This is a genomic window from Bradyrhizobium cenepequi, from assembly GCF_020329485.1.
GTDB classification, from domain to species: domain Bacteria; phylum Pseudomonadota; class Alphaproteobacteria; order Rhizobiales; family Xanthobacteraceae; genus Bradyrhizobium; species Bradyrhizobium cenepequi.
The window spans coordinates 91,322-113,073 of the sequence record NZ_JAGKJI010000003.1; the positions used below are offsets into that span (position 1 = coordinate 91,322).

Genomic DNA, 21,752 nt, shown 5'->3' on the forward strand with positions numbered 1-21,752 from the left:
GCAGAGCGGACAAAAGCGGTGCGGCACCCGAACGGCGCAGCCGGGGCAGGCCGCCGTTACGCTCCGATGACGAGACGCGTACCATGATCTACGAGGCGGCGCGGCGCGAATTTGCCGCCAGCGGTTTCGCCGCGACCAACATGGACGACGTGGCGCGCCGCGCCGGCATCTCCACGAAAACGCTCTACCGGCTCGTTCCCGGCAAGCAGGCCCTGTTCGAGGGAATGGTCGCGGACCGGATGGACCGGTTCGTTTCGGGCGTGCGGCTGCGCGCCTGCGACGGCAGCAACATCAAAGGCGCGCTACGTGAGGCTTGCGTTGCCTGCGCCGAGCTAATCCTGGATAGCGAGGTGATTGCACTGCAGCGTCTCATCCTCGCCGACAGCGATAGATTTCCCGATATCGCCGAGACTTTTTACAAGATTGCGATGCGGCGAACGGTGTCCACGCTGGCAAATTGGCTGCGGACGCAACACGAGCGCGGTCTGATCACGCTTCGGCAGATCGATCCGGAGACGGCAGCTGGTATGCTGCTTGGCATGCTCGTCTTCGAGCCACAACGCGCGGTGGTGTTCGGTCGTCAGGCGTCGCCTGATCGCGCCCAACTCGAGCGTCGCGCCGAGGCCTGTGCATCTCTGTTCCTCGAGGGATGCGCCGTCCGTGGCTGACCTGTGGAGACCTGTCTCAATTGGGTCCATGGGTGGAACTTCATCCGGGGTTCCCGGCTTGTCAAAGTCGGGCTCGGGCGTCTCGTCACGGCACAGACATGGCGCGCATAAATCTGGTTCGGATCTCGGTCCTGACAATTCTCCTCGTCGTTCCAACGGGAACCCTGATGGCCCGTGACGATGGACGTTATTCCAATTCGCCACTCAAACCCTGGTTCGACAGCCTGAAGAGCAGGCTCGGGCCTTGCTGCTCGGATGCCGACGGCGTCGCGGTGGCTGATCCGGATTGGGACTCGAAGGATGGGCACTACCGGGTCCGGCTGGAGGGACAATGGATCATGGTGCCCGACGACGCCGTGATCACCGAGCCGAACCGCGCCGGCCGGACCATGGTGTGGCCGATGAAAGGCAGCACGGGAATCACGATCCGCTGCTTCCTCCCGGGCAGCATGACGTAGAGGTTTTGTGCGCGTAGCCCGGGTGGAGCGAACGCGTAACCCGGGACGCCTGCATGCGCCGTCGCCAGGCCCGGGGTTGCGCTGGCGCTTCACCCGGGCTACGGCCCTCGATCATTGCAAGCGCGAATGGCCGCTAAAACGACTCCGCCCAGGGGCGCAGGTCGAGCTCAAGGGTCCAGGCGCTGCGGTGCTGATGATGCAGCACCCAGTAGGCCTCGGCGATCGCGGCGATGTTGAGGAGGCCGTCGGGTCCGCGCTCCTCCTTCAATTGTGGGCGAAAAGTCAGGAGGCGATCACCTTCGATGCCGCCGTCGATCACGACATGGCCGACATGGATGCCTTGGGGGCCGAATTCCCGTGCGATGCTCTGTGCCATCGCACGCAGTGCAGCCTTGGCGGCGGCAAACGGCGCGAAATGGGCCTTGCCGCGCAGCGAGCCGCTTGCGCCTGTGAACACCAGCGTGCCGCCGCCACGCGAAAGCAGCGCGGGGATTGCGGCCTGTGCCAGGTGAAAGCCGCCGAGCGCGTGCTCGCGCCAATGTGACTCGAACTGCTCCTCGGTCACCTTCAGGAAAGGCGCCCACCGGTTCGAGCCGGCATTGTGCACCGCCATCGCAAGCGGCGCGAGCTGTTGTTGCGCCGCCTCGACGAAGCGCGCGACATCGGCGGGCTTGGAGACGTCGCCGACGACATGGGCGACCTTGGCGCCGGCGGCCGCAAGCTCCGCGGCGGTCGCCGTAAGCTTCTCGGCATTGCGGCCGGCGATTGCGACTGGATATCCGCCCGCGGCGAACCGGCGAGCGATCGCAGCGCCCACCCCCTGCGACGCGCCGACGCCCGCGATCAACACGCTGCCTTGCGGGGCCCTCGGTTCGAGAACGGATGGGCTGGCCATGATTCATCCTCCTGGCTTTGAATGACGGAGATAATACTAGCGGGAGGATATAGACGTGACCTCACGTCAATGCGAGACACACTGACGTGCTCTTGAAGTCTGGATTAGGTCCTCAGGGCCCCTCTAGAGCATGATCCGGAAAAGTGGAAACCGGTTTTCCGAAAAGATCATGCTCAAACAATAACCTAAAGCGCGATGATGATTCATCCTCATCTCATTGCGCTTTAGGCGTCTTCCGCCTTTTGCGGGTTCCCAAGCTTCGCGAACAGCACGGCGAGGACACAGCCTGCGACGATGCCGAAAGTGAGATCCTTGAAGATCGTCAGTGCGAAGGTCGGCACCAGCACCACGCCGCTGCGCCAGTCCTTCACCAGGCGGACGAACTCCTCCTTCTCCGCCATGTACCAGCAAACCACGACCAGGACGCCGGCGAGCGCCCCGAGCGGGATGTAGCGCGCCAAGGGCGCTGCGACGAGCATGAACAGGAGGAGATAGACGGAATGCAGCATGCCGGACAGCGGGCTGCGGCCGCCGGCGCGGATATTGGTCGCCGTGCGCGCGATGGTGCCGGTGACGCTGACGCCGCCGAACAAAGCGGAGGCAATGTTGGCAATGCCTTGTGCGACCAGCTCCATGTTCGAGCGGTGTTTACGACCGGTCATGCTGTCGGCGACTTTTGCCGACAGCAGGCTTTCGACGCCGCCGAGCAGCGTGAACGAGAACGCCGCTGGCAAGACCTGCAGCAGGAGATCGTATGAGAACTCCGGCACATGCGGCGCCGACAGGCTCTGGGGGATTTCACCGAAACGGGTGCCGATGGTCTCGATCGGCAGTTGCAGCACCAGCGCTACGACCGAGGCGATCGCAATGGCAATCAGCATGCCCGGCCAGGTCGGCCGCCACTGCCGCAACACGAAGATCACCGCGGCGGTGCCTGCGCCAATGCCAAGTGCGGACCAGTTCAGGGTTGGAAGCGCCTGGCCGAGTACGATCAGCTTGGCAAGCAGGGGCCCCGGTTCGGGACCGGCGAGCGTCAGGCCAAACAAATCCGTGATCTGGCTCGCAAAGATGGTCACCGCGATGCCGCAAGTGAAGCCGACGGTCACAGGATGCGGCATGTAGCGGATCAGCGATCCGAGACCCGTCGCGCCGACCACGGTCAGCATCACGCCGGACACCAGCACCGTCAGCAACAGACCATTCAGGCCGAGCTGGGCGACGGTTGCCGCCACCAGCACGATGAAGGCGCCGGCCGGTCCGCCGATCTGAAACCGGCTTCCACCGAGCGCGGATACCAGGAAACCGCCGATGATGGCGGTGAAAAGCCCTCGTTCCGGCGTCACCCCGGAGGCCACCGCGATCGCCATCGAGAGCGGCAGCGCGACCACGGCCACGGTGAGGCCCGCAACGGCATCCTGGCGGAGCTTATCGAGATTGTAGCCTTCGCCCAGGGTGGTAACGAGTTTTGGGCGATAGAGGTGGGCCGTCGAAGTACCGTCAGGCATGCTGTCAACCAGGAGGAGTGGAAGTTTCTTGATTGGAAACTAGCCGAATCGTGCAGTGCAAGAAAATGCGCACGATCAACAAACCTGCCCGGACAAATACGGGGTTGACCGCATTTCTCCCGCCTAGGATGCAATCTTTCGATATGCCGCCGTTGCGCGCCGGAGCAGCCGGCTTTTTTCCTTGCGATCGAGCAGCTCGAGCGGTTTGCGCTGGCGGCCCGCGCGGCTCGTCCCGGCGCGTTGTTGCAGCTCTGCCACGAGCGCCCGCGCAGCCTCGGCATCGTGAAGTTCGCCGAGGATCTGCTGCGCCTTGCGCAGTTGCTTCAGGATTGCCCGCCACCGCGCAAAATCGTTTTTCGGCAGCACGTCTTCAGAGAACTCGATTGCATAGCGCAGCCATTTGCTGGCCAAGCGGACCCGGTGCTGTTTGCGCTTGCCCATTCCCTGCAGGCCGCGACTCTTGTTGACGAGCTTTTCATGCCAGCCGGCGAGCCGGCGTGCGTGGTACTTGAAGGCTGGCGATGCCCGGAGTCTCACCAGGCGATGGCCGCTCATATCGGACCATGGGCCATGATTGACCCAGTTGACCATGTCCTCGAACCAGAGGCGATAGCGATCTGACATCAGTACCCGCCGTAGTTGTCGCTGGCTCTCGACCCGGGCCGTCCTGAACAGCCGTTCGCGCGGGGCGTTCTCGATCGCCACGTCGAGGTCGCGCGTCGCGCCAAGATATCCGTTCAGCCATTTCAGCTCGGACTTCAGGCGCGTCCATTCGGAATCCTCCACCATCGGCTCGAAGAAGGCGATCGCCGCGCGCAGGCGGGTCAGCGCCACGCGCGTTTGATGCACCGCAACGGTATCGCCGTTACGGACGCCGCGATGGTGAGCCTTGACGTCTTCGAGACAGGCGGAAGCAACGAGACGAAATACGGTCGCGCAGGGCATTTCGCCGCTCAACTGCGGGCGAGCCCGCTTGGGGCGAAATATGCGCTCCTTCGCGGACCTTTTCGATCGCTTCATAAGTGGCTCACGTCCCCGATTGGGATCCGCGAATCCTTGTCCGCCGGTTCCTGCCTCGATCAAATGGTTTTTGGCGGCAGGCTGTCAAACAGGCATTGCGCCAGATCAAGCAGCACGCGTCGCACCCGCGAAGATCGTCGTGCGGCGCGTTAGCCGGGCGCGGATCTAATCACATGGGCGCGAGACGACAGGAGTATGACGGCTTGAATAAAGTCGTCATACTCAGTGAGGCAAGTAGAACTGAGCCGTTATTTTTCAATCCAGGCGTCGCGGAAGCCGTCATTGACGCCGATCGCTGTGGTGATGAGGTTTTTCACCTTGCAGCGCGTGATGGTCGGAAACTGCAATTCCAGCATCCAGGCGACCGGCACGTCCTCGACCAGGATCTTCTGCGCCTTCTCGTAGATCTCCTTGCGCTTGGAGTCGGGCGTGGCGACCGCGCCTTCAGCGAACAGTTTGTCGATTTCGGGGTTGGAATATCCCTCGACATTGTTGAACATCTGGCCTTTGGCGATGGCGGTGGAGACGTAGTTGCGGCCGACGCCGAGCGCCGGATCGCCATACTGATAGAGATAGGTGAAGGCGATGTCGTAGTCCCAATCGCTGATCTTCTGGTTGCCGCCGGGCACGTCGGTCGCGATCATCTCGATGTTCATGCCGACGTCCTGCAGGTTCTGCTTCACCGCTTCGCCCCAGCGCTGCCAGGTCTCGCCATAGGCAAGCGGCAGCAAGCGGACCTTCTCGCCATTGTAGCCGGCCTCTTTCAACAAGGCCTTGGCCCTGGCCGGGTTGAAGTCATATTTCGGCACGTCGTCAGTATAGAACTTGATGGCCGAGGACGACGGGCCGGTTGCAACCTTACCGAGCCCGTTCCAGATCACATCCTTGGCGAAGTTGCGGTCGATCGCGTCCATGATCGCCTGACGCACCTTCTTGTTCGCCGTCGGACCCTGGCGGTTGTTGAGCCACAGCCAGGCGAGCGGGCTGAAGAATTCCCAGCCGGCTCCGGTCACGCAGGTATCCTTGAGCTTCGACAGGCGCGGCACGTCGAAATTCTCCACGGAGCCGCCGGGCAGCACGTCGACTTTGCCGGTCTCATACGCCACAGAACGCGCCGCGGCGTCGGGAATGATCTGCCAGTAGATCTCATCGAGATAGGGCTTGCCCTTCTCGTGGTAGTTCGGATTCTTGACGAGGCGAATGTACGAGCCCTTCTTCCACTCCTTGAACATGAAGGGGCCGGTGCCGACCGGTGCATTGTTGTAAGCGTTGGTCTTGAAGTCGGTGCCCGCATAGAGGTGCTTCGGAACCATCGGCATCGAGCCGACCTCGAAAATGCCGAGGAACGGACCGAACGGCTCCTTGAGCGTGAACACGACAGTGAGGTCGTCGGGCGCCTCGACCTTCTCGACATGCAACAAATTGTTGCGAGCGCGCGCATGGGTCTGTTTCAACATGTCGATCGAGAACAGCACGTCGGCGGAGGTGAACGGCTTGCCGTCATGCCAGGTCACGCCCGGCTTGAGCTTGAAGGTGTAGACCTTGGCGTCCGGGCTGACGGTCCAGCTTTCGGCGAGGCCGGGCAGCGGCTCCAGTTTCGGACTGTAGCGGAGCAGCCCCTCGAAGATGTTGCCGGCCACCATCTGCGTCGGGCCGTTCTGGATCATTGCCAGCATCAGGCCAGGCGGTTCAGGCTGGATCACGGTGTTGATCACGCCTCCCATTCTTGGCGATTCCTGCGCCAGCGCGGTACCGACGCTGGCGGTGGTGAGGAGGAACGCAACCAATAGCCGTTTGAACATGACCTGTCTTTCTCGTATCGGAACAGCCGCAAATTCGCCCCCGAACAGCGGCTCTCCGGGGAGGCTCACATAACCGCGATTGCCGCGGCAAGATGAAAGTCTCGACACCGTCAGCCCAAAAAATATACAGGGTGAGGCGCCCTTTCCCGCGAGGCCAGACATGAGCACGGACACCCACATCATCGCGAGCCGCGATATCACTGCGAGGATCAAGGTCGCCGGCGCCGAACTCTGTTCCCTGAAGAATGCAGAGGGGCTCGAACTGTTGTGGCAGGCCGGGCCGGAATGGCCGCGGCATGCGCCGCTGTTGTTTCCGATCGTCGGGCGGCTGAAGAATGATGAGCTTCGCCACAAGGGGAAGACCTATCCGATGACGCAACACGGCTTCGCGCGCGATCAGCGGTTTGAATGGGTCTCGCGCGAGGCCGCTTCCTGCAAGCTGGTGCTGGTGGATAGCGAGGCGACCCGCGCCCGCTATCCCTTCGCCTTCCGCCTGGAGGTGACCTATGCCGTGCAAGGCGCCGATCTGGAAGTGACGTTCGAGATCGCCAACCCTGGCACCGAGACGCTGCCGGCCTCGCTCGGCGGACATCCCGCCTTCGGGTGGCCGCTCCTGCCGGGGCTCGCGAAGGAAGCCTATAAGCTGAGCTTCTCGCATGACGAGCCCGCGCCGATCCGGCGGCCCGAGGGCGGCCTGACGCGGCCGGATGCGCAGCCATCTCCCATCAAGGACAGGACGCTCGCGCTTTCGGAGCGGCTGTTCGAAGATGACGCTGTGATCATTGACCAGCTCGCGAGCACTTCGGTGCGCTATGCCGCCGATCGCGGGCCGTCGATCGAATTTTCCTGGGACGGCTTCCGCGAACTTGGCATCTGGTCAAAGCCCGGCGGCGCGTCGTTCCTGTGCATCGAGCCGTGGCACGGCTTTGCCAGCCCGGTGGATTTCGACGGCGAGTTCACAGACAAGCCCGGCCTGATGCAGATCGCGCCCGGCGCGAGCCGCTCGCTCAGCTATCGCATTCGTGTGGCTAGTTGAACGCCATGCCGCCGCTCATCGCGACCGTCTGGCCGGTCATGTAGGCGTTGCCGATCAGCATCATGACAGCCTGCGCGACCTCATCGGCCGTGCCGAAACGGCCGAGCGGAATCCGGCTGACCAGACTAGGCTGGCCCTTCATCATGTCGGTCTCGATCAGGGAGGGCGCGACCGCGTTGACCGTGATGCCTTCCTTGACGAGACGGGCGGCATAGCCGCGCGTCAATCCCTCGATGCCGGCTTTCGATGCATTATAATGCGGCCCGATCGCGCCGGCGCCTCTTGCTGCGCCCGAAGAAATGTTGACGATACGGCCCCATTGCTTTGTCCGCATCGCCGTCAGCACCGCCTGCGTGCAGAGGAACGCCGATTTCAGGTTCACGGCGATAGTCTGATCGAAATCGGCTTCGATGAGATCGTCGACGCCACGCGTGATCGCGATGCCAGCATTGTTGACGAGGATGTCGATCGGGCCGAGCCCGGCGGTCGCGCGTTGCACCAAGCGCGCAACCTCGGTGCTCTGCGAAACATCCGCGCCGATCGCGATCGCCTTTCCGCCCGCGGCCGTGATCTCCTTCGCCAGCGCATCCGCATCGCCCGCACGCTCGCGATAGTTGATCGCCACGGCCGCGCCTTGGTCCGCCAGCGCGTACACGATCGCCGCGCCAATGCCGCGCGAACCTCCGGTCACGAGCGCTACATGGCCGCGCAATGTTGCTGTCGTCATCATTCTCTCCGTTCGGAAGGTTGCAGGGCAACGTTACACGAAAAAAGCCGGCCGCAATGCGCGGCCGGCCTTCGTTACGTTCGACCTCGATCGGCTCAGCGGCCGGCGGGCGCCGACCAGCCACCAGTGAAGTAGGTCGGCGCATAGCCGTAGTACTCGGGTGCCGGAGCGGGTGACGGCCAGGCCGCATAGGCATTGAAGGGTCGCGGCTGCTGGCGCACCACGACGCGGTCCGACTTGTTGTGGTGATGCCGCTGCGCTGCCGCAGAGAACTGCACCGATGATGCAATGATCAAAGCTGACCCAAGGATGGTGAGGAATGTCTTCATTGTGGTTCTCCCGACTTTATCACGCCTTGTCGGCGAGGCTGCGCGGCTCAGCGCAATTGGGGAGATAGCGATGTGCGCTGACGGTTATAACGGTTGTGCCCATCACGAAGCGGCGAGCACGTTTCTTGGTCACGGCTAAATATTCAGCAGGCTTTACAGGCGGTTCGGGCTATCATGGGACTGCCGGTGCGCCTCCGGTTCAATAAGGCAAATCATTACCAACGAGTGAGGCCGATGAAGAAGTTCTTACCAGTTCTGCTGTTGGTCGCATCACCGGTCTCTTCGCTGGCCCTGGCCCAGACCCAACTGGTCCCGAAGGAGATCAAGGGTGCGACAAAAGGCTCGGTCGCGCGGGCAGACGATTGCGCACCTATCGGCCGCACTGCGAAAGGTGAACTGGTCTACTCCTTGAAATGCGAGAACCTGCCGGCGCCGCCTTCACCGTCGCCGCAGGCCGAGGTTAAGGAGGCGCCGCCGCCCGAGGCCGAGGTGCAGCGCAGCGGCCTGTTCGGCTGGTCGTATGATCGCAGGAACTAAGCGGACATTCCCCGCTGGAATGGTCCTTGCTTTCGAGGCGCGCTGCAATGCGGTAGCAAGGAGCCGTTCTCAGCCATGCAAGAGCAGAGATTCGAGAGAAGAGATCGATGAGCAAACTGATAGTCCATGCCGGCGACTTCAAGTTCGACGCACGCTTTGAGGAGGCGCTGGCGCCGAAGACGGTTGCGGCGTTTCGCAAGGCGATGCCGTTCGAGAGCCAGGCGATCCATGTCCGCTGGAGCGGCGAGGGGGTCTGGATGCCGCTCGGCGATCTCGACTTCGGCGTCTCCTATGAGAACCACACCAGCTATCCCGCGCCTGGCCAGATCATCCTCTATCCCGGCGGCATCAGCGAGACCGAGATCCTGCTCGCCTATGGCGGCGTGCACTTCTCGAGCAAAGTCGGCCAGCTCGCCGGCAACCATTTCATTACGCTGACGTCAGGGCTCGAGAACCTCACCGCCTTCGGCAAGACCGTGCTCTGGAAGGGCGCGCAGAAGATTCGTTTCGAGGAAGTATCGTGACTGAAGCAGGATATCCGCGCGATCTCCGCGGCTATGGCCGCCACCCGCCCGATCCGAAATGGCCGGGCAATGCCCGCATCGCCGTGCAGTTCGTGGTGAATTTCGAAGAGGGCGGCGAGAACAACATCCTGCATGGCGATGACGCTTCCGAGGCGTTCCTGTCGGATGTGCTCGGGGCGCAGCCCTGGCCGGGCCAGCGCCATGCCAATATCGAATCGATGTTCGAATATGGCTCGCGCGCCGGTTTCTGGCGGTTGTGGCGCATATTCGGCGAGCGCAAATTGCCGACCACCGTGTTCGGCGTTGCGATGGCCTTGAAGCGCAACCCCGAGATCGTCGCCGCGATGAAGGAGGCGGGCTGGGATATCGCGAGCCACAGTCTCAGATGGGTCGAGCACAAGGACATGTCGGAGACCGAGGAGCGCGCCGAGATCGCGGAAGCAATCCGCGTGCACACCGAGGCGACCGGCGCGCGGCCGCTCGGCTGGTACACCGGCCGGTCCTCGATCAATACGCTCAGGCTTTTGATGGAGGCGGGCGGCCTTTCGTATCTCTGCGATGCCTATGCCGACGATCTCCCTTACTGGATCAAGGCCCCTGGCGTGGAGCCGCATCTCGTCATCCCCTACACGCTCGATGCCAACGACATGCGCTTCGTCAACCCGCAGGGATTTGGCGGCGGCGATCAGTTCTTCACCTATCTGAAGGACAGCTTCGATGTTCTCTATGCAGAAGGCGAAACTTCGCCGAAGATGATGTCGATTGGACTGCATTGCCGGCTGGTCGGCCGTCCCGGGCGGACCGCGGCGTTGATGCGCTTCCTCGACTACATCGGAAAGCACGACCGCGTCTGGGTGCCGACGCGGCTGCAGATCGCCGAGCATTGGCACGCCAACCACAAACAGCTCGCCGAACAGGCCTTCAGCATCGGATAGGCCGATGTCGATCACAATCGCCGATCTCAACAGCAAGAGCCGTGACGAATTCGTCACAGCGCTCGCCAACGTCTTCGAGCATTCGCCGTGGATCGCTGAGCAGGCGGCGCCGCAGCGGCCGTTCGCCGGCATCAACGTGTTGTTCACGACGATGAAAGCTGCGGTCGATCGCGCGCCGGTCGAGCTACGGCTGGGTCTGATCAAGGCGCATCCCGATCTCGCCGACAGGACGCAGCGCGCCGCAAGCCTCACCGCGGACTCCAATGCCGAGCAGAACACCGCTGGCCTCGACCGCCTGTCGGATGCCGAGTACGACGCGTTCGAGCGCGTCAACAATGCCTATCGTTCGAAATTCGGCTTCCCCTATATCGTCTGCGTGCGTCGCCACACCAGGGATTCGATCCTGCGCGATTTCGAGCGGCGGCTGCCGAACGACGTGGCGGCCGAGATGCAGCGATCGATCGAGGAGATCTGCCGCATCGCCGCGCTCCGGCTCGATCAGCTCGTGACGGCGGAGGATCGTCTTTCCGTGCAGGGCCGCCTTTCCACGCATGTGCTGGACACGCATAGTGGCAAACCGGCCGCCGGGATCGCGGTCGAATTGATCGAGCTGTCCGATCTCGGCTTGAGCCGCGTAGTAGCGCGTGCCGTAACCAATGCCGATGGCCGCACCAACCAGCCGTTGATCGGTGGCCGCCCGGTGCCGATTGGAAAGTACGAGCTCCTGTTCAGCGTTGGCGACTATTTTGCCGGCCGGCAGGTGCCGCTCTCCGACCCACCGTTCCTCGACCGCATCCCGTTGCGCTTTGCCGTGAGCGAGCCCGAAGGCCATCTCCACGTGCCATTGCTCGTCACGCCCTGGAGTTATGCGACTTATCGCGGAAGCTAGGTCGTAGGGTGGGCAAAGCCAACGGGTCGCGCGAACGCGCGCCCGATGACAGGCTCCGCGTGCCCACCATTCCTTGCTGAGAGCGGACGGTGGGCACGGCGCAGTTGCGCCTTTGCCCACCTTACGAATTGCGCGACGGTCCATGGTCCTGGCGACGCGGTTGATGAAACCCGCGGCAAGAATGGCGAAGATTGCGGCAGCGTCGGATCACGCCAATTCACTTTGCCGTGCCGGAAGCTTGCCCGGTGGCACAAACGTTGCTCATTATTGATGGATGGGGCGCAACGCTCGGTCCGGATTTTACCGGCTCAACGGGAGGCTTTCACGTGCCGCTGATCAAGAACCGCTACGGCAAGGGCCGCGTCCGCGTGATGCGCATTCATCGCGACGGCGATCGGCACGAGGTCAGCCAGCTCAACATCAAGGCAATGCTTGAAGGCGATTTCGCCCGCACTTATACGCATGCGGACAATTCCAACACGGTGTCGACCGACACCATCAAGAATGTCGTCAACGTCGTCGCCCGCGAGAATACCGGGCTCTCTGCGGAAGAGTTCTGTCGGGTCTTGGCCCGGAAATATTTCGACACCTATCCGCAGGTGTCGTCGGTGTCGATTACGTCGCACGAGACCAGGTGGAACAGGTTGAGCTTTGGTGGCAAGCCGCACCCGCACAGTTTCGTGCTCGACGGCAACGGCAAGCCGACCGTCGAACTCACCGCGACGCGCGGCGGACCGATGGCGCTCGCCTCGGGCGTTGACGGCTTCGCCTTCATGAAGTCGACGCAGTCGGGCTGGGAGAATTACGTCAAGGACCGCTACACCACGCTTCCCGAGACCCACGACCGCATCTGCGCGACCAGCATGGTGGCGTCATGGAAATGGTCGGGCAAGCCTGCGAGCTATCCGGCGACGAACGCGAAGATCCTCGACACCGTGCTCGAAGTGTTCTCGACCACCTATAGCTCGAGCGTGCAGGACAGCCTCTACCGGATGGGCGAGGCCGCGCTTGCCGCGGTGCCAGAGATTTCCGAGATCAGCATGGCCTGCCCGAACATGCATTTCATCCCGATGAATCTCTCCGCCTTCGGGCTCGACAACAACAACCAGGTGTTCCTGCCGACCGACGAGCCGCACGGCCAGATCGAGTGCACGGTGGGACGGGGGTGAGGTCTCACTTCCGTCATTGCGAGCGAAGACGTATCCGCGATGGACGCTGCGCTCCCTCTCCCGCTTGCGGGGGAGGGCTGGGGTGGGGGCTCTCTCCACGAGTCATCGTGTGGAGAGAGCCCGCTCACCCGCTGCGCCAAGGGCGCAGCGACCTTTCCCGCAAACGGGGGAGGTGAAGTGAACCGCCGCCGATTCAGGAGGGTGGGCAAAGCGACTCACTCGCCGTGACCTGTCCACAGGCGACGGCGTAAGCGTGCCCACCATTGCGAGCGGTACGCTTGATGGTGGGCACGCTTCGCTTTGCCCACCTTACGCAATCCCATACTTCTCATGCAGCGCCGGGAATAGCCGGTCCGGCTTGAACGGCATGCTGGTGAAGCGGAGGCCGGTGGCGTTGGCTATCGCGTTGCCGAGCGCGGCGGCGACCGGGTTGTACGGACTTTCGCTCATCGACTTCGCGCCCATGGGTCCAACCGCATCCGACGTCTCCGCGAAGAACACGTCCGTGCGCGGCACGTCGGCATAAGAGGGCAGGTGGTAGTCGCGGAACCTCGGATTGAGCACCCGTCCGCCATCGTCGATGACGAGTTCCTCGTAAAGCGCGGCCCCGAGCGCTTGCGCGACGCCGCCTTCGATCTGGCCGCGGCATTGCATTGGGTTGGCGACGCGGCCGGCGTCGGCTGCCTGCACGCTTTTCAAGATCCTGATTTCGCCGGTGCCTTTGTTCACGGCGACGCGGAAGCCCTGCACGTTGAAAGCAACTGAGCGCGGTGTGCCGCCCGCGCCGCCGCTGGCCTCCAGTGCGCTGCCGCGCGCTTTCGCCGCTTTCGCCAGCTCGGCGAAGGACAGTCGCTGCTTGCCGCAGATGGCGGTTTCATTGTCCAGCAGGCATGAGCCGGCATCGCTCTTGGTTAATTCTGCTACAAATGCCTTGATCGCGGCAGCAAGATTCTCCGCTGCATGCTGCGTCGCGCGCCCGGCCACAAAAATGCCGGCGCTGCCATAGGCGCCGGTATCGTGGCCGCCATGCGCGATGTCGGATTGCTTCAGCACGATGCGATCGACCGTCGTCGCGAGCGCGCTCGCCGCGATCTGGCGGTGCACCGTGCTGGTGCCATTGCCGAATTCGGCGGTGCCGATCGTCAGCTCGAAGCCGCCATCCTCGCGCAGCGCGATTTTGGAATCGGAGAGATGTCCGGCCGGCGGGACGGTGTCGATCATCGTCAGCGCCATGCCGTCGCCGACCAGCCACTCCGGCGACAGTTCGTGGCGCGGCGTTTCCTCGGCCAGCGCACGCTCGACCAGATCGAGACACTGGTCGAGCCCGTAAGAGCCATAGAGCACGTCGTGATATGGCGAAGGCGGCGGCGACAGCATGGGATCGCCGGGCTTGACGACATTGCGGCGGCGGAAGTCGAACGGATTGATACCAAGCTGCTTTGCCAGTTCGTCGATCGCCGCTTCCACGGCGAACAGGCCTTGCGGCAGGCCGTAGCCGCGGAAGGCGCCGGCTGGCAGTGTGTTGGTGTAGGCGACAGCGGCGTCGACCTTCTTGTTCAGGCAGTTGTAGACGCTGAGCGACTCCGCCACCGCGTGGAACAGCACCGGGCCGGCATGGTTGCCGTAGGCGCCGGTGTTGGAGAGCACGTTGAGCTGTAGCGCGGTGAGTTTGCCGTCCTTGTCGGCACCGGCCTTGACCGTAACATGCATCGGATGCCGCGTCGACGTTCCGATGAACTGCTCCTCGCGGGTGAATTCGAGCTTGACCGGGCGTCCGGTCTTGAGCGCGGCCAATGCAAGAATATCCTCGACGAACATCTCCTGCTTGCCGCCGAAGCCGCCGCCGACCCGCTCGCAGAACACCCTGACCTTGTCGGGTGGCAGATCGAAGATCTGCGACAGCCCGCGCCGGGTCAGGAACGGCACCTGCGTGCTGGAGCGGACGTTGAGGATGCCATCGCCGTCGATCCAGGCAAGCCCGCCATGGGTCTCCAGCGCTGCATGCTGGACCCGCTGCGTCGTGAACGTCCCCTCGTAGGTGACGGCGGCCTCGGCGAGACCTTTCGCGACGTCGCCATATTCGCCATGGGTCTCCGCGACGAGGTTGCGCGCGGGGTTGGTGATGCGATGTTCGACCGTCTTGTCGCCGTGAAGAGCCGGCGCGCCCGGCGCGATCGCCTCCGCCGGGTCGAACACCGCGGGCGATATCTGATAGTCGACCTTGAGGCGGCGGCAGCCTTCTTCCGCGGCGGCCTCGGTCTCCGCCACGACGGCGGCGACCTTCTGCCCGATGAAGCGGACGACGTCGTCGAGGACGCGGCTGTCGTCCGGGTCCATCCAGTCCTTCTCATGCCGCGCGGTCGAGAACAGGAGTCTTGGCGCGTCTTCATGGGTCAGCACAGCGTGCACGCCGGGCACCGCGAGCGCCGCGCTCTTGTCGATCGAGACGATCTTCGCGTGCGGATGCGGCGAGCGCAGCAGCTTGATGTGCAGCAGGCCTTCCAACTCGGTGTCGAACGTGTAGCGCGCTGCTCCGCGCACCACGAGCGGTCCCGCAGGCGCTGGCAGGCTGCGGCCGAAGGCGGTGCCTGCGTCAGCGTCCTCGATATTGCTCTTGCCGTCGAGCGCGTCCTTGATCGAGCGATAGCCGGTGCAACGGCAGATATTGCCTTTCAGCGCGACGCCGAGATCCTGCTGCTGCGCCTGGTTCAGCGATGCACAGGTCAGGATCATTCCGGCGGTGCAGAACCCGCACTGGAATCCCTGCGCGTCGAGGAAGGCCTGCTGCAGCGGATGGGTGCCGCCGTCAGGTGCAAAGCCTTCGATGGTGGTGACCGAATGCCCTTCGGCGCGGAACGCCGGAATCAGGCAGCTATGCACCGGCTCGCCATCGAGCAGCACGGTGCAGGCGCCGCAATCGCCGGCGTCGCAGCCTTTCTTGACGCCGAAATGCCCGAGCTCGCGCAGGAAGGTGCGCAGGCATTGTCCGGCCCGCGGCGTTTCCGAGAATGTCCTGCCGTTGATGTCGAACGTCATGGCTGCGCCCTGAGTTCAGCGCGGATCTCCTCCGCGAGCCGCAGCGTCATGTGCTTGCGCCAGGTGGGTTTGCCGTGGATGTCGGTGTGATAGAGATTGTCCGGGATGCGCCGCATGATCGTCTCGCGCAATTCCTCCTGCTCGGGAATCGTGGCAAAGAAGAGCTTGAGTGGCCGTGTCGTCGAGGCCGTCACGGTCAACGCAAAGTCACCGTCGTTGTCGACGGTTCCGATCAGGAGCGCCGCCGAGCGGCCGACCGGCGTCAGCGAGATCTGGCGAAACGCAGAACGACGCTTCAACGCCGCGAGCGGGACATCGATCTGCCGCAGCAGATCGCCGGGCTTAAGCACGTTCTGCTGATTGCCGGTGACGAACTCGATGATGGGGATCTTGCGCTCGCCGCCATCGGCCTGCCAGATCGTGCCGATGCCGTCGAGTGCCGAGGTGAGAGAGATCATCGGCCCCGCCGGCAGTGACATGCAGATGTTGCCACCGACGGTTGCGGTCTTCCAGATCTTGAAGGAGGCGAGGAACGAGCGGCAACACTGGTTGATCAGCGGCGAGGCGATCCAGTCGGGCGGGCAGGCGAAGCCGTCGAGCTGCGCCACGGTGCAGGTAGCGGCGATCGTGAGGTTGTCGTCGCCGATCGTCAGCGCCGGCCATTTCAGATCGGTGAGATCGATCAGCCGCCTCAAGTGCGCCTGCGGCTCCGAGAACAGCCATGTGCCTCCCGCGAGCCAAGCATCGCCTGCCGTCCAAGCAGGCAGATGCGCCCGGGATTTCGGATGGGCGACCTCTGTAATCGTGTTCAAGTCCATCGATAGGCTATCGCTTTCAACAGGATGCATCCTCACTTAAGAAGTCTTGCAAGACCGGCGCCAATTGTTGGCCATAATTGGGACGGTCCTTGCATTGGAAACCAAACACCGGTGCCTCTCGATAGATGGTGGGGATCATGGACCAAACGCAACCGATCTGGATCAAAGATCCGCTCTCCATTCTGGCCGAAGACGCCGAACGCGGCGTCGTGGTGCAGGGCGGCAGGATCGTCGAATTGGTTGGCCGCGGCAAGGAGCCAACGGCCGCCTCGGCGGTGGTGTTCCACGCAGGCGAACACGTTGTACTGCCAGGATTGATCAACACCCATCATCACTTCTATCAGACGCTCACGCGGGCACTCCCGGCCGCCCTCGATCGCGAGCTGTTCCCGTGGCTGAAGGCACTCTATCCGGTATGGGCGCGGCTGACGCCGGAATCGCTTGAACTCGGCGTTACAGTTGCCATGTCGGAATTGCTGCTGTCGGGCTGCACTACGACGACCGATCACCACTATGTGTTTCCCGCCGGGCTCGAGGAAGCCGTCGATATCGAGGTGGCCATCGCAAAACGCCTCGGTTTGCGGGTGCTGCTCACGCGCGGCTCGATGAATCTGTCCGTGCGCGACGGCGGACTGCCGCCGGATAGCGTCGTGCAGGATGAGGATACGATTCTGGCCGACAGCGCGCGCGTCGTCGCCAAACATCACCAGTGCGGCGAGGATGCGATGGTGCAGATCGGGCTCGCGCCATGCTCGCCGTTCTCGGTGACGACCTCGCTGATGCAAAAGACCGCCGAGCTTGCCGGCAAGCTAGATGTTCGCCTGCACACCCATCTCGCCGAGACCGAGGACGAAAACAGGTTTTGTGAGGAGATGTACCGCTGCCGGCCGCTGGATTATCTCGAGCAATGCGGCTGGCTCAATAGGCGCACCTGGCTCGCACACGGCATCCACTTCAACGCCGATGAAATGAAGCGGCTCGGCAAGGCCGGGCTCAGCATCAGCCACTGCGCCTGCAGCAACCAGGTGTTGGCGTCGGGCTGCTGCCCGGTGTGCGAGATGGAGGAGGCCGGCGTCGGCATCGGCCTTGGCGTCGACGGCTCGGCGTCCAACGACGAATCCAACTTGATGCAGGAGGTGCGCGCCGCCTTCCTGGTACAACGGGCGCGCTACGGCGTTGGCCGCGTCAGCCACAAGGATGCGCTGCGCTGGGCCACCAAGGGCTCCGCCGCCTGCGTCGGCCGCCCCGAGCTCGGTGAGATCGCGGTCGGAAAGGCCGCCGATCTCGCGCTCTTCAAGCTTGACGAGCTGCGCTTCTCCGGCCATGGCGACCCGCTCGCCGCGCTGGTGCTGTGCGGCGCCCACCGCGCCGACCGCGTGATGGTCAGCGGCAACTGGGCCGTGATCGACGGCGCCATCCCTGGGCTCGATGCCGCCGACCTCATCCGCCGCCACGCCGCCGCCGCGCGCGCGATGCAGGCGGGCTGAGACTGTGCAAGCAGCGCTGACAAAAAGTTGAGCAGCCAAGTTTCGATCGTATACGCTCACGCGTGGTAATCGCACTGCGTCGCAAGGCTCTGCCCTAAGCGCACCGCGGAAGACCAATAGGAATAGGCAAAAGCGGAAAGTGCGCGCTGCGCGCGGAGTTTGCTTATGCGTTTGCGCCGCGCCGCCGGTCACTCACCAAGACGCTGACGCTGCAATGCTTACGTGCCGAAACTTGCAGCACGCCACGGAAAAACTTGAGGCTTCTCACTTCAGGGGAACGGCGCAAGGCTCGTTGCGAAGGGCCTCGAACTTTCGCACGTCAACTTGGGGGTACATACCAATATGTTCAGTCTTCGCCGAAAGCTGGCAGCCGCGGCACTGTCACTTGCCACTCTTGCGCCCGCCGGCTTCGCCAGCGCGGCCGACCTGCCGGTCAAAGCGCCGAAGCCTGTCGCCGATTTGCCGTTCTTCCTGCTGGTCGATAACCGCGTGACTTTCTCCTGGATGCCTGATGGCACCGATCCCGGCGTATTCTCCGTTCGGCCAGACGGCTCGATCAATGGCAAGACGGCGAAGCAGGTCTACTCGTTCACTCACTTTGACATCTGGACCTACGGCACCAACTTTTTCACGATCTCGATGTTCAAGTCGGATCACAACGATCCGGCCTCGCCCTGCACCAACGCCGGCACAATCTTCGGCGCACCCGCCGACTGCGCCGGCGCCACCGAAATCTACGGCCTGTTCCGCTCGACCTTTGGCTTCAACCAGATCTTCAACACCAAGGCCTTCAGCGTCGGACCGCTCACCAACGTCTCCTTGGAGGTCGGTATGGACGCCAACAGCGAGGACAACTTTCTGGCGTCGGCCAAGCGACAGGTCGTCGCCGGTTTGCAGTCGATGCCAGCAAGGCGGTCTGGGGACCGAAGTACACGCACTTCGTCGATCTCTGGGTCGCCTATCGCTATTGGCAGAACAAGTTCGGCCTCGACCACAACGCAGCGCCTGGCGTCTGCACCCTCACCAATGCGGCCGGCGTGACGGTCAGCACCAATAGCTGCATCGAGTCGACGGTCTACAGCGGTATCACCGTGAAGTTCTAAGCACCTATCCGTTCTCCAGGTGAACTAGGCGCCTCGGTGAACCTCGTGGCGCCACTTTTTTTGCGGCAAGTCGCCGTGACAATCTTCAGGCGCTATTCCTGCCAGAGGCCGGCGTGAAGCTCCGCCGCTTCGTCCTCGATCAGCGGACCGACGACCTCCGTCGGTCGCCGTCCGGTCCGGAACACCTCACGGCAGGGCAGGTCGAGCGTCGGATTTTCCGGATGATTGCCGGTGATCTCGCGCAGGCGATGCTCGCTTAACGCGTAGACCAGGCGCCCGATGCCGGCCCAGTAGATCGCGCCCGAGCACATCGCGCAGGGCTCGGCGGACGAATAGAGCGTTGCGTGCTTGAGGACGTCAGGCGCCAGCATCGTGCAGGCCTTGCTCGCGAGCAGGCGCTCGGCATGCGCGGTGCCGTCGCGCGACGGCATGTAGCCGTTCTCCATCTCCATCAGCACGTTGCGGCTCCGGTCGACCAGAACCGAGCCAAATGGATGGTTGCTGTGGGTGACGGATCGGCGGGCGACCTCGAAGGACCGCCGCAGGAAATGCAGGTCCGCCTCTTCCTGGGTGAGTGCAGAAACATCCGTCATCAATGTCCCGCCATATGCCGCCCGATCTCGGTGAGATCGGCCTCACTGGCGCGGGCCTCGTGGACGAACTCACCGTGGAACATCACGACCAGACGGTCTGAGAGTTCGAGCAGCTCGTCAAGGTCTTCGCTGACGAGAAGCACCGCCGCGCCGCGGTTTCGTGCCGCCATGATTTCGGCGTGGATTTGCGCCACTGCCGCGAAATCGAGCCCGAAACACGGATTGGCCGCGATCAGGAGCTCGACCTCGCCGCCGAGCTCGCGCGCCAGCACCACGCGCTGCACGTTGCCGCCCGAGAGCGATGCAATCGGCGTGTCGGGCGTACGGGTCTTGATCTTGTAGCGGCTGATCTTCCGTTCGGCGTTCTTGCGAAAGGCGGCACCGTTGAGCCACCAGCCGCCCTTGGCGAAAGGCGCGCGGTCGAAGTCGCGGAAGGCGATGTTATCGGCGACGCTCATGCCGCCGACGCAGGCGTTCCTCAGCGGCTCTTCGGGCAAGAGTGACATCTTATGCCGCCGCATCTCCTCGCGCGTCGCCGAATAGCGCTCGCCGCGGATGCGGATTTCGCCGCCTTCGGCTTCGCGCTGGCCGGCGAGGACCTCCACGAGCTGCCGCTGGCCATTGCCGGAAACGCCGGCGATCCCCACGATTTCGCCGCCGCGGACCGTGAGCGAGACGTTGCGGACGGCGACCGCGCCTGCATCGTCGAGCGCGGTGAGCTTGTCGAGTTCGAGGCGCGCCTCGCCAACCTCTCCGGCGCGCGGCGGCTGCACGGTCAATTGCTCGGCGCCGATCATGGTGCGCGCCATGTCATCCGGCGTGAGGTCGGCGACGCGGCCTTGGCCGGCGAGCTTTCCGCGGCGCAGGATGGTGACCTCATCGGCAAAGGCCATCACCTCGCGGAACTTGTGGGTGATCATTAGGATGGTCAATTCGCCTGATACGACCATTGCGCGCAGCATGCCCAGGACTTCGTCGGCTTCCCCCGGCGTCAGCACCGAAGTCGGCTCGTCCAGGATCAGGAAACGACGCTTGAGATAGAGCTGCTTGAGGATCTCGCACTTCTGCCGCTCGCCGGCGGAGATGTCGGAGACCTTGGCATCCAGCGACACCTTGAACGGCATTTGCGCCAGAAACGCTTCGAGTTCCTTCTTCTCTTTCCCCCAGTCCACCACCGCCGGCACGTCATCGCGCGCCAGCACCAGGTTCTCCGCAACCGTCATCGCCGGCACCAGGGTAAAATGTTGGTAGACCATGCCAAGCCCAAGCGCGTGCGCGTCCTTCGGGTTGCTGATCTTCTGCTCGCGCCCGCCGATCAGGATGTCGCCTTCGGTCGCGTGGTAATAGCCCATGATGCATTTCACCAGCGTGCTCTTGCCCGCGCCATTCTCGCCGAGCAGCGCATGGAAGGAGCCGGGACGTACCTTTAATTCAACATTGTCGAGCGCCAGGAAATCGCCGAAGCGCATGGTCATGGCGATGGCGTCGGCGCCGAAGGCGCCGGTCGGGGTTGGCGTCTCGCCGATAATCACGAGATCGCTCCAATCAGGTCGGCGGATTTCGCCACCGCGCCAAACACGCCGCCCTGCATCTTGATCATCTTCAGCGCATGATCGTGATTGCTCTTGTCGATCGCGCCGCAGCAATCCTCAATCAACACGCATTCGAAGCCGCGGTCGTTGGCTTCGCGCATGGTGGTGTGGACGCAGACATCGGTGGTGATGCCGGTCAGCACGATGTTCTCGATACCGCGCAGGCGCAGCATCAACTCCAGGTCGGTCGCACAGAACGAGCCCTTGCCGGGCTTGTCGATGATCGGCTCGCCCGGCAGGGGGCTAAGATCCGGGACGATCTCCCACCCGGGCTCGCCGCGCACCAGGATGCGGCCGCAGGGACCGGGATCGCCGATGCCAGCGCCGATCTGGCGCGAGCGCCAGCGCTTGTTAGCCGGCAGATCGGCGAGATCGGGGCGGTGGCCCTCGCGCGTGTGGATGATGTGATAGCCTTGGCTCCGCATCACCGCGAGCAGGCGCTTGATCGGCTCGATCGGCGCCCGCGTCAGTGAGAGGTCGTAGCCCATCTTGTCGACATAGCCGCCGATGCCGCAGAAATCGGTCTGCATGTCGATGACGATCAGTGCCGTGTTTTCCGGGCGCAGATCGCCGTTATAGGGCCAGGCGTAAGGCTCGGACTTGATATAGCGCTCGGGCATCGACGACCT

Annotated in this window: 19 protein-coding genes and 2 pseudogenes; 10 read left to right on the forward strand and 11 right to left on the reverse strand. The window is 63.4% G+C overall.

Going from position 1 to position 21,752, the window contains the following annotated elements; genetic code table 11:
• Positions 1 to 83 precede the first annotated feature (83 nt).
• Positions 84 to 668, forward strand: a complete 585-nt coding sequence (locus J6497_RS05895; protein ID WP_225703305.1) for a TetR/AcrR family transcriptional regulator — start codon at positions 84 to 86, stop codon at positions 666 to 668.
• Between the two features lie 98 nt (positions 669 to 766).
• A complete protein-coding gene (locus tag J6497_RS05900; protein ID WP_376708167.1) occupies positions 767 to 1,126 on the forward strand; it encodes a hypothetical protein in 360 nt (119 codons plus the stop codon).
• Between the two features lie 133 nt (positions 1,127 to 1,259).
• Here J6497_RS05900 and J6497_RS05905 read toward each other — a convergent pair whose 3' ends face one another.
• The 4 genes and pseudogenes from J6497_RS05905 to J6497_RS05920 all read right to left on the reverse strand — a co-directional run bounded on the left by J6497_RS05905 (position 1,260) and on the right by J6497_RS05920 (position 6,348).
• Positions 1,260 to 2,021, reverse strand: a complete 762-nt coding sequence (locus J6497_RS05905) for an SDR family NAD(P)-dependent oxidoreductase (protein WP_225703307.1) — start codon at positions 2,019 to 2,021, stop codon at positions 1,260 to 1,262.
• 263 nt (positions 2,022 to 2,284) lie between these two features.
• Positions 2,285 to 3,526: pseudogene (locus tag J6497_RS05910) on the reverse strand (SulP family inorganic anion transporter); the annotation flags it as partial.
• A 123-nt stretch (positions 3,527 to 3,649) separates the two neighbouring features.
• Positions 3,650 to 4,471, reverse strand: a complete 822-nt coding sequence (locus J6497_RS05915) for a CHAD domain-containing protein (RefSeq protein WP_225703308.1) — start codon at positions 4,469 to 4,471, stop codon at positions 3,650 to 3,652.
• Positions 4,472 to 4,794: 323 nt separating this feature from the next.
• Entirely contained in the window at positions 4,795 to 6,348 is a 1,554-nt protein-coding gene (locus tag J6497_RS05920) for an ABC transporter substrate-binding protein (protein ID WP_225703309.1), read from the reverse strand.
• 160 nt (positions 6,349 to 6,508) lie between these two features.
• Between J6497_RS05920 and J6497_RS05925 the strand changes: the two genes are divergently transcribed.
• The gene (locus J6497_RS05925; protein ID WP_225703310.1) at positions 6,509 to 7,384 is read left to right on the forward strand and encodes an aldose 1-epimerase family protein; all 876 of its coding nucleotides are present in this window, start codon (positions 6,509 to 6,511) and stop codon (positions 7,382 to 7,384) included.
• Here the strand turns inward: J6497_RS05925 and J6497_RS05930 are convergent.
• The gene (locus tag J6497_RS05930) at positions 7,377 to 8,111 is read right to left on the reverse strand and encodes an SDR family NAD(P)-dependent oxidoreductase (protein WP_225703311.1); all 735 of its coding nucleotides are present in this window, start codon (positions 8,109 to 8,111) and stop codon (positions 7,377 to 7,379) included. The genes J6497_RS05925 and J6497_RS05930 overlap by 8 nt on opposite strands.
• Positions 8,112 to 8,206: 95 nt before the next feature.
• On the reverse strand, positions 8,207 to 8,440 hold the full coding sequence (locus J6497_RS05935; protein WP_225703312.1) for a hypothetical protein: 234 nt from the start codon (positions 8,438 to 8,440) through the stop codon (positions 8,207 to 8,209).
• Positions 8,441 to 8,674: 234 nt separating this feature from the next.
• Here J6497_RS05935 and J6497_RS05940 point away from each other — a divergent pair, with 234 nt between their 5' ends.
• From J6497_RS05940 to pucL, 5 genes are all read left to right on the forward strand, one after another.
• On the forward strand, positions 8,675 to 8,977 hold the full coding sequence (locus tag J6497_RS05940; protein ID WP_225703313.1) for a hypothetical protein: 303 nt from the start codon (positions 8,675 to 8,677) through the stop codon (positions 8,975 to 8,977).
• 107 nt (positions 8,978 to 9,084) lie between these two features.
• Positions 9,085 to 9,501 carry a DUF3830 family protein gene (locus J6497_RS05945; protein WP_225703314.1) on the forward strand — a complete coding sequence of 139 codons (417 nt, stop codon included), beginning with the start codon at positions 9,085 to 9,087 and terminating at the stop codon, positions 9,499 to 9,501.
• Positions 9,498 to 10,436: an allantoinase PuuE gene (puuE, locus tag J6497_RS05950; RefSeq protein ID WP_225703315.1), complete on the forward strand. Its 939-nt coding sequence runs from the start codon at positions 9,498 to 9,500 to the stop codon at positions 10,434 to 10,436. The genes J6497_RS05945 and puuE overlap by 4 nt, the downstream gene beginning before the upstream one ends.
• Positions 10,437 to 10,440: 4 nt before the next feature.
• Entirely contained in the window at positions 10,441 to 11,325 is an 885-nt protein-coding gene (uraD, locus tag J6497_RS05955; RefSeq protein ID WP_225703316.1) for a 2-oxo-4-hydroxy-4-carboxy-5-ureidoimidazoline decarboxylase, read from the forward strand.
• Between the two features lie 326 nt (positions 11,326 to 11,651).
• Complete coding sequence (gene pucL / locus J6497_RS05960; RefSeq protein WP_225703317.1) at positions 11,652 to 12,494, forward strand: factor-independent urate hydroxylase; 843 nt, start codon at positions 11,652 to 11,654, stop codon at positions 12,492 to 12,494.
• Positions 12,495 to 12,803: 309 nt separating this feature from the next.
• Here the strand turns inward: pucL and J6497_RS05965 are convergent, their stop codons facing one another.
• Positions 12,804 to 15,530: a molybdopterin-dependent oxidoreductase gene (locus tag J6497_RS05965; protein WP_225703318.1), complete on the reverse strand. Its 2,727-nt coding sequence runs from the start codon at positions 15,528 to 15,530 to the stop codon at positions 12,804 to 12,806.
• A complete protein-coding gene (locus J6497_RS05970; RefSeq protein WP_225703319.1) occupies positions 15,527 to 16,348 on the reverse strand; it encodes an FAD binding domain-containing protein in 822 nt (273 codons plus the stop codon). The genes J6497_RS05965 and J6497_RS05970 overlap by 4 nt, the downstream gene beginning before the upstream one ends.
• A 137-nt stretch (positions 16,349 to 16,485) precedes the next feature.
• Here J6497_RS05970 and J6497_RS05975 point away from each other — a divergent pair, with 137 nt between their 5' ends.
• Positions 16,486 to 17,835 carry an 8-oxoguanine deaminase gene (locus J6497_RS05975; RefSeq protein WP_225703320.1) on the forward strand — a complete coding sequence of 450 codons (1,350 nt, stop codon included), beginning with the start codon at positions 16,486 to 16,488 and terminating at the stop codon, positions 17,833 to 17,835.
• A 342-nt stretch (positions 17,836 to 18,177) separates the two neighbouring features.
• Positions 18,178 to 18,938: pseudogene (locus J6497_RS05980) on the forward strand (hypothetical protein).
• A 92-nt stretch (positions 18,939 to 19,030) separates the two neighbouring features.
• Here J6497_RS05980 and J6497_RS05985 read toward each other — a convergent pair.
• From J6497_RS05985 to biuH, 3 genes are read right to left on the reverse strand one after another with little or no spacing between them, the layout of a single operon-like run.
• A complete protein-coding gene (locus J6497_RS05985; protein ID WP_225703321.1) occupies positions 19,031 to 19,531 on the reverse strand; it encodes a nucleoside deaminase in 501 nt (166 codons plus the stop codon).
• Positions 19,531 to 21,063, reverse strand: a complete 1,533-nt coding sequence (locus J6497_RS05990) for an ABC transporter ATP-binding protein (protein ID WP_225703322.1) — start codon at positions 21,061 to 21,063, stop codon at positions 19,531 to 19,533. Before J6497_RS05990 ends, J6497_RS05985 begins: the two co-directional genes overlap by 1 nt.
• A complete protein-coding gene (biuH, locus tag J6497_RS05995; protein WP_225703323.1) occupies positions 21,060 to 21,743 on the reverse strand; it encodes a biuret amidohydrolase in 684 nt (227 codons plus the stop codon). Before biuH ends, J6497_RS05990 begins: the two co-directional genes overlap by 4 nt.
• Positions 21,744 to 21,752: the final 9 nt, after the last annotated feature.